Consider the following 15,515-nt stretch of genomic DNA (forward strand, 5'->3'; position numbering starts at 1 on the left):
CGTTCTCTGTGGGGCAGACGGAACGCTGATCTGGGGATGATCTGGCGATATGGAATTCGGACGGACCGATGAAGCGAATACTTCTTGCTGAAGACGACAATGACATGCGGCGCTTTCTGGTGAAGGCGCTCGAGAAGGCCGGTTACCACGTTACCCATTTCGACAATGGTGCGAGCGCCTATGACCGGCTGCGCGAAGAGCCCTTCTCCCTTCTCCTGACCGACATCGTCATGCCGGAAATGGACGGGATAGAGCTGGCGCGGCGCGCCTCCGAGATCGACCCCGATCTGAAGATCATGTTCATAACGGGGTTTGCGGCTGTCGCCCTCAACGCGGATTCGAAGGCGCCGAAAGATGCGAAGGTGCTTTCCAAGCCATTCCACCTGCGCGATCTCGTCAACGAGATCGAGAAAATGCTGGTAGCCGCCTAGTGATCCGAATCTGAAACACGCCCCGGCCCTGCCGCCGCTGCGAGGCCTATTTCAGTTCCACCACACTAGCGATCATGGGCTTTCGCGCCTTTCGCAACGAAAAGGCGGAAACTTGCATGGCAACCTATTGACGAGGCTGAACCAATATGGTGTATGCGCCCCGTCGGATGGGCGTGTAGCTCAGCGGGAGAGCACTACGTTGACATCGTAGGGGTCACAGGTTCAATCCCTGTCACGCCCACCATCTGACCCCTCCAATCAGCCAAGACTTCGACTGCCCCGCGGGCGCCTAGAACGTGATCTTGACGGAAGGCGCGCTGCGCCGGGCCTCGCCATGATAGACGCTTTCAATATTGTTGCCGGCCGGGTCGAGCAGGAACGCAGCATAGTAGCCCGGATGATAGGGCCGCTCGCCGGGCGCGCCATTGTCGGTTCCGCCATTCGCCAATCCCGCCGCATAAAAGCCATCCACCATTGCGCGGCTGTCCGCCTGGAAGGCAAGGTGGTGGCGGCCGGTTGGCCGGCCCTGGGCCGCCATGCTGTCCACCGATGATACGAACAATTCGTCCGCCCAGAAAAAGCTTTCCGCGGCACCGCCGATCGGCACGCCCAACGTGCCGAGAACCGCCTCGTAGAAACGGCGGCATGCCGGCAGGTCCTCCACCACCAGCTGGATGTGATCGATAAGTCGTCCGCGATGCAGTTCGTTGGTCGCCATGATTCGCTCCTCCCTCCGGCTTCGTTCGGGAAGTGACACCATGGCTGCAACCCTGCCGATTTTCCAGCCTTCATGCCATCAAATCAGATCCCTCATGGTGGGCCAAGCAGCCTCGTGGTGAGCCCCTTATGGTGAGTTCGTCGAACCACGAAGCACGCACTATTTTGATGCGGTGCTATAAAAAAGCGATTGCACAAACGTTTCTGCGCCCTTCGTGGTTCGACAAGCTCAGGATGAGGGCTCAGGATGAGGGAATTGGGTGTTTGGCAGGGGGATAATTCTGCGAGGTTTCCAACCTGGGCTCCCTGCTTTTCTGCAATCAAATCAATCATCCTCATGCTGAGCTTGTCGAAGCACGCACTTTATTTATGCAACGCACGTCCCCTCTGGTGGGATAAATGGAAACTTATCCCACCACTTTGAAACCGGGTTATTGTGATTCGGTCCTTTCCAGTGGGGGAGCAGCTTCCGGTGCTGTTTCGACAAGCTGGGAGAGGATGGCGTTGCCGAAAGATCGGAAGTGACAACCCCGATCGGCCGGCAAACTGCAGAAGGAAACGGAGGTAGCGCTTCGTTTTCCGGGTTGTTGCGTCTGACAAGCGCAGGAACAGCAGGCAAAGACGTCGCGGGCGGTCTTCGGACCTCGACCCTGATACCATACTGACGCGCTGAAGACCGCCCGTCTCCCCCCTTTTCAATGACCAGACGCGATTGCGCGGGCGTGGTGAGGATTTTCCGTATTTAACAGGTGCTGCAGCAACGTTGCTGCGTGCTTCGACAAGCTCAGCATGAGGGAGGTGGTGGGTGGCAGGGCGGTAGTTCTGCGAGGTTTCAATCTCGGACCCCCTCCGTTTCCGCGATCAACAATTCTCCCTCATGCAGCGCTTTAAAGGGATTGCAGCAACAGCGGTGCAATCAACCGGGAGATGGCTCAGCATAAGGAAAGGCTCAGTGAGGAGCCCCCAATGATTCGCCGCCGGCCCTGCCCCGGATCTGTCAAATAAACGGCCGGTTTGTGGCAGCGAATTGGCAGAATCCCGGCCCTATCTGGACAGGAAGGTCCCGCATGCCAGGCGCTTTTGACACCCTGAAACCGCGCAAAAAAATGCCCCTGCCAAGCTCGAACTTAATCATTTCTTAACACTTTCAATGGGTTGGCCAAAATTTGTGCTATTATGGCAACACCCCCAAACGAAGCTGGGTTTCAGGTTGCATTTTCAATTGCCGCAATCTCAACACGGGTCTAGAACGGTGCAACCCAAGACAACCAAGGAGATCCAAATGAACATCAAGAGCCTTCTGATCGGCTCCGCCGCTGCACTCGTTGCAACAACCGGCGCACGTGCTGCTGACGCAGTCGTCGTCGCCGAGCCGGAGCCCGTTGAATATGTTCGCGTTTGCGACACCTACGGCGCTGGCTTCTTCTACATCCCCGGCACCGAAACCTGCCTGAAGATCAGCGGTTATCTGCGTTACGACGCCAAGGCTGGCGACGATGCCTACACCGGCGTCGAGCGCGACACCTGGGCAAAGCGTACTCGTGCAACCCTGCGCGTCGACGCTCGTAACGAGACCGAGCTTGGCACGCTGCGTTCGTACATCGAACTGCGTTACAACTTCGACGATGGCGCCAATGCCGACTCCGTCGAGCTGAACAACGGCTTCATCGAACTCGGCGGCTTCCGCGTCGGTGCAACCGATTCGCAGTTCACGTCCTACCTCGGCTATGCCGGCGACATGATCTCGGATGACGTCATCGAGTTCGGTGGCTATGTTTCCAACCAGATCAGCTACACCTTTGCCGGCGGCAATGGTTTCTCGGCTACGATCGGCCTGGAACAGGGTGACGATGCTGGCTTCAACTCCTACTACGGCGCAAGCGACAACTACGTAATCGACGATTACATGCCGCACGTCGTTGCCGGTGCGAAGTTCGAACAGGCTTGGGGCATGATCGGTGCCGTTGCCGGTTACGACGCTCTTTCCGAAGAGTTCGCTGGTAAGATCCGCTTGAACGTCAACGTTACCGATACGGTTCAGGCCTGGGTAATGGGTGGCTACAAGTCCAATGGCGACGAATACCGCAACAACTACTTCGGTCGTTGGAATGGTGACTTCGCTGTCTGGGGCGGTATCGCTGCCAAGGTTTCCGAAAAGGCAACCGTCAACCTGCAGGGCGCATACGAAGACGACGGCACGTTCGCTGCCGCTGCCAACGTTGCTTACGAGCTGGTTCCCGGCTTCGTAATCACCCCGGAAATCAACTACACCAAGTTTGATGGCGATCGTGGTGACGTTTCCGACAGCGACGACGCTTTCCAGGGCATCATCCGCTTCCAGCGCAACTTCTAATCCTTCAACGGATTATCGACTTGTGAACAGAGGGCTCCGGCCCTCTGTTTTTTTATGCGCCCAAGACCCGGGCCAAAGATTGCAAAGCTAAAGATTGCAAAGCTAAAGATTGCAAAGCACCGGGCCGGAGCGCGCCTTCTGCGCGCCGAGGCTGACCAGAACGGCATTCTTCGCCCCGCCGCCACCTTCGACGGCATTCCCCCTGTCCATGGCCCTGTTCACGTTGATTCCTTCGGGCCGGCTCATCAGGTCGCCCACCACCAGCCCGCCGAGCAGCAGCCCGAACAAGGCGGCTCCCGAACCATATTTGCGGCCGAGACCATCGGCGGCACCGGCGCATTCACGGACATAATCGGGCAAGCTGTCATCTCTGCGATTCATCACGAAACTCCTCGCTCTGCGTAACTGGAGAGGAAAAGATCGGGCAGGAATGGCCGGAATTGTGCCGCCGGACCCGCCGGGCGCTACAAATTACCGTGAGTCCGCGCGTGATCGGGGTGCGTCATTCCAGGCGCCGCCTGAACAGCCATGCCGCGGCCGTCAGCGTGCAGGCGGCAATGATCATCAGCGGAACCGTTTGCCGCACGACCTCCTCCAGCCCTATATCCCTGAGGAACACGCCCTTCACGATGACGAGGAAATATCGCAGCGGGTTGACCAGCGTGATCGGCTGCAGCCAGGCCGGCATGTTCTCGATCGGGGTTGCGAAGCCGGAAAGCAGCGTCGCCGGCACGATGAAGAGGAACGCGCCGAGGATGGCCTGCTGCTGCGTCGCCGACAGCGCCGAGATGAACAGACCGACGCCGACGATCGCCGACAGATAGACCAGCGCGCTGCCATAGAGGTAGGCCAGCGAGCCGCGGAAAGGGATTTCGAACAGGAATATCGCCGCCAGCAGATAGATCGTGATGTGGACGAGGCCGATGATCATCGGCGGTATCACCTTGCCGATCAGGATTTCATGCGTGCGCAGCGGCGAAACCATCAATTGGTCGAACGTGCCGAGTTCGCGCTCGCGGGCAATGGAAAGGGCGGTGACGACGAGCCCGATCAGCATGGCTATGCTGGCGATGAGGTTCGGCACCATGAACCACTGGAAGTCGAGATTGGGGTTGAACCAGTTGCGCGCCACCACCTTGACCCCGCCCGGCGGCCCGCGCCCCGCCGACGACGATATCTCCTGCCCGAGCTGAAGAACGATCTGGTTCAGGTAGCCCGCGACGATCTGCGATGCGTTGGATTTGCGCCCGTCGAGGACGATCTGGACGTCTGCGACGGTACCCGCCGCGATGTCGCGCGAGAAGGTCGGCCCTATCACCAGCGCCGCCACCACCTGCTGCCTGTCGATCGCCCGCCTGATCGCCGCCTCGTCCTGCGTCCGGGCGACGCTGCGAAAGGTCGGCGCGCCATCGATGCGCTGGATGAGCTCGCTGCCCCAATAGCCGCCGTCACGGTTGAGCACCATGATATCGACATTGCGCACCTCGAGCGTCGCCGCATAGGAGAACACCAGAAGCTGCAGGATGGGCGGCACGATGAGGATGGCCCTGCCCTTCGGATCACGCAGCACCGCGAGCAGTTCCTTGACGATCAGCGCTCTCAGCCGGGTCCACCACATGGCCTACTCGATCCGCTTGCGGGTGCTGCGCGCGGCAAGCACGAAGAACAGGGCGCCGATCGCCAGCATGACGGCGACCGCCCGCGCGAACATCGGCCAGATATCGCCGGCCAGGAACAATGTCTGCAGGCTGGGGATGAAATAGCGGGCGGGAACGATCAGCGTCACCCATTGTATGATCGTCGGCATCGAATTGATCTCGAACAGGAAGCCCGACAGCAGGAATGCCGGGAGGAAGGCCGACATCAGGGCGAGTTGCGACGCCAGGAACTGGTTCTTCGTCGCCGCCGAGATCAGGAGCCCCTGGCCGAGCGCCGGAACGAGGAACGTCGCCGCGAGCACATAAAGCGCGACGATGGAGCCCCGAAACGGAATGCCGAAGAGAAAGACCGCGACGAGGACGCAAAGCGTCATCGATGTCAGGCCAAGGACGAAATAGGGCAGTATCTTTCCGGCAAGAAGCTCGAGCGAGGTGACTGGCGTCGCCATCATCGCTTCCATCGTACCCCTCTCCCATTCCCGCGCGATGACGAGCGACGTCAGCAGCGTCCCGACCAGCGTCATGATGATGGCGATGGAGCCCGGCACCAGAAAGTAGCGGCTCGTCAGTTCGGGATTGAACCAGAACCTCTGTTCGACCTCGATGCCGCTTCCGGCCGTCGCGGTTTCCGCCGAACGGATGGCGCGCCACGAGGCGACGACGCCTTGCGCGTAGTTCTGCACGAAATTGGCGGTATTGGGGTCCGTACCGTCGACGATCACCTGAATCTGCGCCTCGGAACCCGCCGCGAAATCGGACGCGAAATCCGCCGGGACGACCAGTATCCCGCGTATGTCGCCATCGACCAGCGCCTTCTCGAACTGGCGCCGGTCCTGGCCGGATACGACCTCGAAATAGCGCGACGCCTTGAAGCTGAAGCCGAGATCCTGCGTCAGCGGCGTCTGCTCCTCGACGACGAGCCCGATCCTGACGCGGGTCGTGTCCAGCGAGACGCCATAGCCGAAGAGGAAGAGCAGCACCAGCGGCAGGACGAAGGCGATCAACATGCTGCTGGGATCGCGCAGCAATTGATACGTCTCCTTGCGCACCAGCGCGACGAGGCGGCGGACGGAGCTGCTTGCCTGCGGCCTTGTCGCCTCGCTCATGCGCTGCTCCCGGCATCCGATTGCCTGATGAGGGCGATGAACGCATCTTCCATGGTCGGGTCCGGCATGTCGGCGCCGGTGACGCTCGCCTTGAGTTCGTCGGGCGAGCCGAGCGCGATCGACTTGCCCCGGTAGATGAGCGATATCCGGTCGCAATATTCCGCCTCGTCCATGAAATGCGTGGTGACGAGCACGGTGACGCCCTTTTCCACCAGGCCGTTGATATGGGTCCAGAACTCACGGCGGGTGATCGGGTCGACGCCGGATGTCGGCTCGTCGAGAAACAGCGCTTCCGGTTCGTGCATGACGGCGCAGGCCAGCGCCAGCCTCTGCTTCAGCCCGAGCGGCAGGTCCTTGGCCGACATCGCCTCGACCGGCCGGAAGGCGAATATCTCCTTCATCAGGCGGGTGCGTTCACGCCGCAGATCGGCCGAAAGCCCATAGACACCGGCAAAGAAATCGAGGTTCTGGGCGACGCTGAGATCGCCATAGAGCGAGAACTTCTGCGCCATGTAGCCGAGCCGGTTGCGCGCCTGCGCCGTATCCCGGCGCAGATCATATCCGGCGACACGCCCCTCGCCCAGCGTCGGTTTCAACAGCCCGCACAGCATCTTGAAGGTCGTCGACTTGCCCGCGCCATTCGGGCCGAGAAGGCCGAATATCTGCCCGCGCGGAATGTCGAAATTGATATCGTCGGCAGCGGTGAAATCGCCGAATCGCTTGGTCAGGCCCTTCGCCTCGATGACGATATCGCCGCCGGTCCGGTCCCGCGCCGTCGCCGCTTCCGCCAGGGCGGAACGGCCGCCCGGTCCGCCGCCGAGCATATCGACGAAGGCATCTTCGAAGCGCGGCTCGGCCGGCGCCATGCTCGCCCCCTCCGGCAGGTCGGCGCGCGGCGCCCCGGCCTCCGGTGCCTGCTTGAGCACGATCCGCAATGCGTCGCCCTGGATGACGCCGTCGATGACATCCTCGCGCTCCAATATCCTGCCGAGGGCCGCCCGCTTGCCGCCGGAAACGCCGCTGATGCGGAAGACACGCCCGGCAACGCGGTCGGTGAGTTCGCCCGGCGCGCCGGCGAAGAGCAGTTCGCCCTGATTGAGCAGCAGCACGCTGTCGCAGGCCTCGGCCTCGTCGAGATAGGCGGTGGACCAGACGACGCTTACGCCCTCCCTGGTCAGGTCCTCGACCATCCGCCATAATTCGCGCCGCGAGATCGGATCGACGCCGACGCCCGGTTCGTCCAGCAGCAGCAGCCGGGGCTTCTGCAGCAGCGCACAGGCGAGTCCGAGCTTCTGCTTCATGCCGCCGGAAAGTTTTCCGGCGAGGCGCCCGGTGAAGCTCTTGAGATCGGTGAAGGTCAGGAGTTCGTCGAAAGTCGCGCTGCGGATATCCGGCGCAAGGCCGCGCAGATCCGCATAGAGATCGAGGTTTTCCCTGACCGAAAGGTCCTCGTAGAGGCCGAATCGCTGCGGCATATAGCCGATGGATTGCTGGATGGAACGCGCCTCCCGCGCGGCATCGAAGCCCAGCACCGTGAGGCTGCCGCTATCGGGCTGCATCAGCCCCGTCATCAGGCGCACCAGCGTCGTCTTGCCTGAACCGTCCGGGCCGACAAGGCCGGCGATCTGGCCCGAGCCGATCCGCCCGGAAATGCCATTGAGCGCCGGCGGCCCGTCGCCGAAGGTTTTCCTCACATCGTCCAAGCGAACCACATCGGCCGGTTCCTGCGCGCTGGAGGCGATGTTTGTCATCTCGATGCAACTGCCGGCGGCGGCAGCCTCACCGTTACCGGCATGCCCTGGCGCAGGCCGGCCGCGCGGCCGTCGATGACGATACGCAGCCGGTAGACGAGGTCCGTCCGCAGATCCGGCGTCTCGACGGATTTCGGCGTGAATTCCGCCACTGGCGATATGAAGCCGATCTTGCCCTTCACCGCCATGCCGGGATCGCTGTCGGTAAACACCGATACTTCCATTCCCGGGCGGATGCTGCCGAGTTCGGTCTCGGAAACATAGCTGCGCACCCATAGCGGCTCATGCAGCGACAGGACCGCCACGATGTCGCTCGGGCTGACGATTGCGCCGTCTTCGCGAACCCGCGAAAGAATGACGCCGTCATTGGGCGCCCGCAGCCGCGTATCGGCAAGCGACGTGCGCGCCGAGGCAAGCCGCGCCTCGGCTGCCGCAAGATTGGAGCGCGCCGCTGCGATGTCTTCGCTGCGCGAGCCCTCGTTGAGCAGCGCCAGTGCCTCGCGCGCCGAATCCGCCCGCGCCGCGGCTGCGGCCTTGGCGGCGGCGGCTTCATCGAGCCCCGCCTGCGAAATCGTGCCGTTCGGGCGCAGTCGCGCCGCGCGCTCATGGGCAAGCGAGACGTTCTTCAAATCGGCCAGGCGTTCGTTCAGCGTCGCTTCGGCCTGGGCGATCTCGGTCTGCCTTGGCCCCGCGACAAGCTTTTCCAATGTCGATCGCAGCGCCGCCACATCGGCCTCCGCCGCCGCAACCGAATTGCGGTAGGGCTCGTCGTCGAGCTCGGCGATGACCGCCCCCGCCTTCACATCGTCGCCCTCGTCGACGAAGAGCCTGTCGATCCTGCCATTGACGCGAAATCCGAGCTGGACCTGCCTGATGTCGACATTGCCGTAGAGCGTCCGCTCCGCCGCCGACGGCTCGGCCCAGCCCATCCGTGCCGGAACGTCGAACCACCAGCCGGCGCCAGCGAGCAGGGCTATGCCGGCAAGACCGATGATCGGCGCCCGCCTGTTCATCGTTTCGCTCCAAGCTCGGCAATCAGTTCCTCGGCGAGGGCCTGAATGCGCTCGACTTCGGCAGGGCCGGCGCCGGACCACTGCATCTGCGCCATCACGGCGGCATTGGCCATGCGGAAGACGAGCATGCTGCCGATGAGCGCCAGCATGCGCAGGCGCACATGTTCGGATGCCGGGTCTTCGCCGAGCATGGTTCCGACAAGCCGCGTGCCGACTTCGAGCATCGGCTTCATGACGCGGCCATAGATGATCTGGAATGCCGCAGTCGGCTCCATCTGCTCGCGAAGCAGGAACCGCGCCCACGGCGCGGATTCATCGCTGACGAACACCGCCGCCATCTTTTTCAGGATCGAGCCGAGCAGCATTCCCGCCTCCTCGCGCGAGGGAGCGAGCCCCTCCGCGGCAAGTTGCTCCAGCCGGCCGCGGACCTGGCCGCGCAGCTCCGCCACATGGGCGTCGATGCGGTCGCCGAGATATTCGGCCGTCGCCAGGTACAGCCCTTCCTTGCCGCCGAAATGGTACGGAATCGCCTGCAGGTTCACGCCCGCGGCATCACGGATCATGCGCGTCTTGGTTCCGTCGAAGCCGTAGCGGCCGAACATGTCGAGCGCGACCGGGAGGATTTTCGTCCGCGTGGCTTCGCCCCGGTCCGGGACCCTGGCTTCATCTTTCGCGACTTTTTCCATGCCCGCATTATAGGCGCGAGACAAATTAAGTCAATCGAATGAATTGAGTCCCGATGCGTGCGAGGACACTGTCAGTTGCCCTATTCTGTGCTAGCATCCGGCCATGACGGACGTTCCCAATATCAGGCTGCATTCGGGGCCGAATGTTACGAAGGAAGATGCGGAGGCCAATCGTTGGAGCTTCGCACTGGAATCGGCCGGTCTTGGCGTCTGGGATTCGAACCTCGTCACCGGCCAGTGCTATTATTCCCCCACCTGGAAGCGCATGCTCGGCTACCGACCGGAGGAGCTCGGCGACCGCAGCGACCTCTGGCTCACCCTCATTCATCCCGATGACCGGCTGCGCGCCGTGGAAAGCGGCGAGCGCCATGTGAAGGGGCTCAGCGACAGTGTCGAGACCGAGTTCAGGCTGCGCCACAAGGACGGGTACTGGGTCTGGGTTCTGGATCGCGGCCGCGTGGTGGAATGGGATGCGGATGGCAAGCCCACCCGCATGATCGGGGTGCAGACCGATATCACCAGCCAGAAGCAGGTGGAGAGCCAGCTGAAATTTTCGAACGAGCGCGTGCAGTTGGCGCTCGATGCGGGCCAGATCGGGCTTTGGGAGTTCGATCCGGCGACCGAAACGGTCTATTGGGACCGGCGCATGCGCGAGATTTTCGGGCTGCCGCCGGGCGAGCGCACCATTGCGCGCGAAACCTGGCACGAACTGCTCCATCCCGACGACGCAGCCAGCGCCGAAGCGCAGATCGAAAGCACGCTGGAAACCGGGCAGCCGGCCAAGATGCGCTATCGGATCGTCAAGCCCGACGGCGACATCCGCCATGTGATCGCGCTTGCAAGGCGGGTGACGCATGGGGCGTCGACGCTGCTGATGGGCAGCATCTGGGACGTCACCGATGAAGTCGTCGGCGCGGAAGCGCTGGCGCGGGAGAAGGAGCTTTACCGCATCACGCTGAATTCCATCGGCGATGCGGTGCTGACGACCGACGTGGAAAACCGCATCACCTTCGCCAATCCGGCGGCGGAAAGCCTTCTGCTGAAGAGCAAGGCCGACCTGATCGGCGAGACGGTGGACGCGGTCTTTGCCCTGCGGGACGAATTGACCGGCGAACCGGTATTGTTGAGCAGCATGCTGGCGATCAGGAGCGGCCGGACCGTGGAGGGCGCCGAGAACAATCTGCTTTTCCGCCCCGATGGCGAGCGGCGCGCGCTGCGCAATCTTGCATCGCCGCTGTTCGACCTGACCGGCCGCATCACGGGCGCGGTTCTCATCGTCCAGGACATCACCGCCGCGCGGCAATTGCAGCGCCAGCTCGCCCATGCCGCGTCGCATGACCCGCTGACCGGACTGAGCAACCGCATCGCCTTCGAGACGGCGGCCACCTCGGCCCTCGCCCGGCTGGCCGCCGGCGTCCAGTACGGGCTCTATTACATCGATCTCGATCATTTCAAGTCGGTGAACGACACCTATGGCCATGCCGCCGGCGACAAATTGCTGAAATCCTTCGCCGAGATATTGCTGCGCATCCTGCCGCATGGCGCCATTGCCGGGCGGCTCGGCGGCGACGAATTCGCCGTGCTTGTCGCTGTCGGCAGCGAGGGAGATGCCATTGCGCTCGCCAACGAGCTCGTCGGCGCGCTCGGCGTGGGTCCCGCCAATCCGAGCGAGTTGAGGGACGTCGGAGCGAGCATCGGCGTCACGCTGCTGGGCGATGGCGCGATCACCCTTGGCGAGGCATTGGCGCAGGCCGACGCCGCCTGCTACACGGCCAAGGCGCAGGGCCGCAACCGCGTGGCGCTGTATCGCCCAACTCCCTCATCCTGAGCCACCGGGGGGTGGTTCTCCCGCAAGTTTGCAACAGCCCGATTGGAATATCGTTCCACTATTATCCGGAACCGGAGAATATCGTTCCTTACCCAACCAATAAGGGCAAGGTGATTTCTGGCATGGCTTCCGGCTCAGGCGTATGGTCCGCGCAAAGAAGGATATCGATCATGTCTGCAACCACCCTTGACCAGAACCCGACGGCGCATTCGCCGCTCGGCACGCCCGGATTGGGAGCGCTCCTCGTGCTCGCCATCGGCACGCTTGCGCTGGGCCTCGCCTATGGACCCGCGCAGGGCGCGCTGTTCCTCGTCGGCGGCGCCCTCGGCATCACGCTCTACCATGCGGCCTTCGGCTTCACCTCCGCCTGGCGCGTGTTCATCGCCGATGGCCGCGGCAGGGGCCTGCGCGTGCAGATGCTGCTGCTGGCGCTCGCCGTCCTGCTGTTCTTCCCGCCGCTGGCGAGCGGATCGCTCTTCGGCACCGCGGTCAAGGGTTCCGTATCGCCGGCCGGACTGTCGGTCATCATCGGCGCATTCATGTTCGGCGTCGGCATGCAGCTTGGCGGCGGCTGCGCCTCCGGCACGCTGTTCACCGCCGGTGGCGGCAATGCGCGCATGCTGGTCACCCTGCTTTTCTTCATCATCGGCTCGGTCGTCGCCACGGTCCATTTCGACTGGTGGACGAGCCTGCCGGCGCTTCCGCCCATATCGCTGGTCAACACATTCGGCGCGGCGGGCGGCATCGCGATTTCGCTGCTGCTGTTCCTGGCGATCGCCGGCCTGACCATACTGGTCGAGAAGCGTCGCCATGGCGCGCTAGAAACCCCGGCGCCCTCGCCGCGCCACGGCCTGCCGCGCTATCTGCGCGGACCCTGGCCGCTGGTATTCGGCGCCGTCGCGCTGGCGCTCCTGAACTTCGTCACGCTGGCCATTGCCGGCCGGCCGTGGGGCATCACCTCCGCATTCGCCCTCTGGGGCGCGAAGGGCGCGCAAATCATCGGCGTGGACCCGTCCGCGTGGGCCTATTGGCAGACACCCGGCAATGCCAAGGCGCTCAGCGAAAGCGTCTTCGCCGATATCACCTCGGTGATGGATTTCGGCATCGTCGCAGGCGCAATGCTCGCAGCGGCGCTCGCCGGCAAGTTCGCGCCGTCGTTCAACATACCGCTGCGGTCACTTTTGGCCGCCGTCGCGGGTGGCCTGCTGCTCGGCTATGGCGCCCGCATCGCCTATGGCTGCAATATCGGCGCCTATTTCTCCGGCATCGCCTCCGGCAGCCTTCACGGCTGGCTCTGGGCGGCAGCGGCCTTTGCGGGCAATGTGTTCGGCGTGAAACTGCGTCCGTTCTTCTTCTTCGAACGCAAGGCCGTATCCCGCGCGGACGGATAGCTGCTCTTCAAGTTTTTTTCACTGAGCATCGCTGCAAAATTGGCTATAAATGGACGCCGCCGGCATCGCCGGCGGCCATCACCTAATTATTTCCTACTTTCTCCCGGAGACATGAGATGCAGCTTGGTATGATCGGACTTGGACGCATGGGCAGCAATATGGCCCAGCGGCTGATGAAACATGGACATGAATGCGTGGTCCATGACAAACGGGCCGAAAGCATGACTGAATTGCAGGCTCTTGGGGCGAAAGGCAGCACGTCTCTCGGCGAATTCGTGTCGCTTCTGGCCAGGCCGCGGGCGATCTGGCTCATGCTGCCGGCGGCGATCGTCGACAGCGTCATTGCCGAACTGGTCCCCCTGCTCGACAAGGACGATATACTCATCGATGGCGGCAACTCCTATTATCATGACGATATCCGCCGCGGCCGCGATCTCGCCACTCAAGGCATTCATTATGTCGATGTCGGCACCAGCGGCGGCATATTCGGCCTGGAGCGCGGCTATTGCCTGATGATCGGCGGCGAAAAGGCGACCGTCACCCGCCTCAACCCCATCTTCGCTTCCCTCGCCCCGGGCAAGGGCAGCGTTGCGCCCACCGCGACCCGCGTCGAAGACCCGGCCAATACGGCCGACCAGGGTTTCCTGCATTGCGGGCCGCATGGCGCCGGCCACTTCGTCAAGATGGTCCATAACGGCATCGAATATGGCTTGATGGCCGCCTATGCCGAGGGGCTCAACATCCTGCGCAATGCCGATATCGGTCTCCAGAGCCATGAGGTCGATGCGGAAACGACGCCGCTGAAAAATCCCGAGCATTACCAATACCAGTTCAGCATTCCGGACATTACCGAAGTGTGGCGGCGCGGCAGCGTGATCAGTTCCTGGCTGCTGGACCTGACCGCGGATGCGCTGCATGAAGACCCCGCCCTGGAACGTTTCGCCGGCCATGTCTCCGATTCCGGCGAAGGCCGCTGGACCGCCATTGCCGCGATCGACGAGGCGGTGCCGACGCCGGTACTCAGCGCCGCGCTGCAACAGCGTTTCAGCTCGCGCGGCAATGCCGATTTCGCCAACAAGGTCCTTTCCGCCATGCGCAGCGAATTTGGCGGCCATTCGGAGAAGCCCAAGAAGCCGGATTGATCCGCAGCCCAGACTTGCAATCCCAGACTTGCACCCTCCAGACTTGCACCCTGGGCGATGATGTGTCATTAGGCGCGTCCCCTTCGGGGCGCGCGGCGCCGCGCTCCTGATTTTCGATGGATTCCACACAGGATGCACCCATGGCACAGGCTCTCGGCTTGGATTTTGGCACGACCAATACGGTGCTCGCCCTGACGGAGGGGAACGGCACACGCTCCGTCCGCTTCAACAGTCCGACAGGCAGTTCGGATACGATGCGGACCGCCCTCTCCTTCATGAAAGACCCGGTCGTCGGCGCAACGGCGCTCAAGGTCGAGGCCGGCCATTCGGCCATCCGCCAGTTCATCGACAATCCGGGCGAATGCCGGTTCCTGCAATCCATCAAGACATTCGCCGCCAGCGCGCTGTTCCAAGGCACGCTGGTCTTTGCCAAGCGGCAGACATTCGAAGACCTGATGGAGGTGTTCCTGCGCCGCCTGCGCCATTATGCCGAGGCGGATTGGCCATCGGCGATCTCGCGCGTGGTCGTCGGCAGGCCGGTGCATTTCGCCGGGGCGAGGCCCGATCCCGCGCTTGCGATCGAGCGGTACAACGAAGCGCTGGGGCGCTTCGGCTTTCCCGAACTTCACTTCGTCTACGAGCCGGTCGCCGCGGCCTTCTACTTTGCCCAGAGCCTGACCCGTGACGCGACCGTGCTGGTCGCGGATTTCGGCGGCGGCACGACGGACTATTCCGTCATTCGCTTCGAACGTTCCGCCGGCCGATTGCGCGCCATTCCCGTCGGCCACTCCGGCGTCGGCATCGCGGGAGACCATTTCGATTCGCGGATGATCGAGAACATCGTCGCCCCGCAGATCGGCAAGGGCACCTTCTTCAGGAGCTTCGACAAGGTACTGGAAGTGCCGTCGTCCTATTACGCCAATTTCGGCCGCTGGAACCAGCTCTCCATCTTCAAGACCTCGCGCGAATTCACCGAATTGAAGAAGCTCCTGCGCGACAGCCTCGACCCGGACAAGCTGGAACTGTTCATCGATCTCGTCGAGCATGACGAGGGCTACCCGCTCTACCAGGCCGTCTCCGCCACCAAGATCGCGCTGTCCGCCGAGGAGGAGGCCCGCTTCGAATTCGCACCGCTCGGACCCGGCGGCAGCAGGGCGGTGACACGGCCGCAATTCGAGAGCTGGATTGCGCCCGACCTGCAAAAGATCGAAGCGGCGCTCGACGACGTGCTTGAACGGACGGCCACCAGCGCGGCGCAGATCGACAAGGTGTTCCTGACCGGCGGCACCTCCTTCGTTCCCGCCGTGCGCCGCATCTTCACGCGGCGCTTCGACGAAGGTCGCATAGAAAGCGGCGGCGAATTGCTGTCCATCGCCCACGGGCTTGCCCTCATCGGCGAGCGCGACGATATCGGCCAATGGACGGCCTGAACCAGCCGG

13 protein-coding genes and 1 tRNA gene are annotated in these 15,515 nt (G+C 62.9%); 7 read left to right on the top strand and 7 right to left on the bottom strand.

Annotated features, from left to right (window positions below; genetic code table 11):
* The first annotated feature begins 68 nt into the window (after positions 1-68).
* Positions 69-431 carry a cell cycle two-component system response regulator CpdR gene (gene cpdR, locus OSJ75_RS19800; RefSeq protein ID WP_008124673.1) on the top strand — a complete coding sequence of 121 codons (363 nt, stop codon included), beginning with the start codon at positions 69-71 and terminating at the stop codon, positions 429-431.
* A gap of 169 nt (positions 432-600) precedes the next feature.
* Positions 601-675, top strand: a tRNA-Val gene (locus OSJ75_RS19805).
* Between the two features lie 45 nt (positions 676-720).
* Here OSJ75_RS19805 and OSJ75_RS19810 read toward each other — a convergent pair.
* Entirely contained in the window at positions 721-1,149 is a 429-nt protein-coding gene (locus tag OSJ75_RS19810) for a VOC family protein (protein ID WP_250018328.1), read from the bottom strand.
* Positions 1,150-2,430: 1,281 nt separating this feature from the next.
* On the opposite strand from OSJ75_RS19810, the gene OSJ75_RS19815 reads away from it, so the two are divergent.
* Positions 2,431-3,501, top strand: a complete 1,071-nt coding sequence (locus tag OSJ75_RS19815) for a porin (RefSeq protein ID WP_250020273.1) — start codon at positions 2,431-2,433, stop codon at positions 3,499-3,501.
* A 102-nt stretch (positions 3,502-3,603) separates the two neighbouring features.
* On the opposite strand, the gene OSJ75_RS19820 is transcribed toward OSJ75_RS19815, so the two are convergent.
* From OSJ75_RS19820 to OSJ75_RS19845, 6 genes are all read right to left on the bottom strand, one after another.
* On the bottom strand, positions 3,604-3,882 hold the full coding sequence (locus OSJ75_RS19820; protein WP_267229220.1) for a hypothetical protein: 279 nt from the start codon (positions 3,880-3,882) through the stop codon (positions 3,604-3,606).
* A gap of 121 nt (positions 3,883-4,003) precedes the next feature.
* Positions 4,004-5,119: an ABC transporter permease gene (locus tag OSJ75_RS19825; RefSeq protein ID WP_250020271.1), complete on the bottom strand. Its 1,116-nt coding sequence runs from the start codon at positions 5,117-5,119 to the stop codon at positions 4,004-4,006.
* 3 nt (positions 5,120-5,122) lie between these two features.
* Entirely contained in the window at positions 5,123-6,265 is a 1,143-nt protein-coding gene (locus OSJ75_RS19830; RefSeq protein WP_267229221.1) for an ABC transporter permease, read from the bottom strand.
* Complete coding sequence (locus tag OSJ75_RS19835) at positions 6,262-8,016, bottom strand: ATP-binding cassette domain-containing protein (protein ID WP_267229222.1); 1,755 nt, start codon at positions 8,014-8,016, stop codon at positions 6,262-6,264. The genes OSJ75_RS19830 and OSJ75_RS19835 overlap by 4 nt, the downstream gene beginning before the upstream one ends.
* Positions 8,013-9,029, bottom strand: coding sequence for a secretion protein HlyD (gene hlyD, locus OSJ75_RS19840; protein WP_267229223.1), 1,017 nt, complete (start codon positions 9,027-9,029; stop codon positions 8,013-8,015). Before hlyD ends, OSJ75_RS19835 begins: the two co-directional genes overlap by 4 nt.
* On the bottom strand, positions 9,026-9,715 hold the full coding sequence (locus tag OSJ75_RS19845) for a CerR family C-terminal domain-containing protein (RefSeq protein WP_267229224.1): 690 nt from the start codon (positions 9,713-9,715) through the stop codon (positions 9,026-9,028). The genes hlyD and OSJ75_RS19845 overlap by 4 nt, the downstream gene beginning before the upstream one ends.
* A 103-nt stretch (positions 9,716-9,818) precedes the next feature.
* Between OSJ75_RS19845 and OSJ75_RS19850 the strand changes: the two genes are divergently transcribed.
* From OSJ75_RS19850 to OSJ75_RS19865, 4 genes are all read left to right on the top strand, one after another.
* On the top strand, positions 9,819-11,543 hold the full coding sequence (locus OSJ75_RS19850; RefSeq protein WP_267229226.1) for a PAS domain-containing protein: 1,725 nt from the start codon (positions 9,819-9,821) through the stop codon (positions 11,541-11,543).
* Positions 11,544-11,713: 170 nt separating this feature from the next.
* Positions 11,714-12,934: a YeeE/YedE family protein gene (locus tag OSJ75_RS19855; protein WP_267229227.1), complete on the top strand. Its 1,221-nt coding sequence runs from the start codon at positions 11,714-11,716 to the stop codon at positions 12,932-12,934.
* Between the two features lie 116 nt (positions 12,935-13,050).
* Positions 13,051-14,076 (top strand): phosphogluconate dehydrogenase (NAD(+)-dependent, decarboxylating), encoded by a 1,026-nt coding sequence (gnd, locus tag OSJ75_RS19860; protein ID WP_267229228.1) that lies wholly within the window; start codon positions 13,051-13,053, stop codon positions 14,074-14,076.
* Positions 14,077-14,216: 140 nt separating this feature from the next.
* On the top strand, positions 14,217-15,506 hold the full coding sequence (locus OSJ75_RS19865) for an Hsp70 family protein (protein WP_267229229.1): 1,290 nt from the start codon (positions 14,217-14,219) through the stop codon (positions 15,504-15,506).
* Positions 15,507-15,515 lie beyond the last annotated feature (9 nt).

The sequence above is a fragment of the Phyllobacterium sp. 0TCS1.6A genome, assembly GCF_026420825.1.
Classification (GTDB): Bacteria; Pseudomonadota; Alphaproteobacteria; order Rhizobiales; family Rhizobiaceae; genus Phyllobacterium.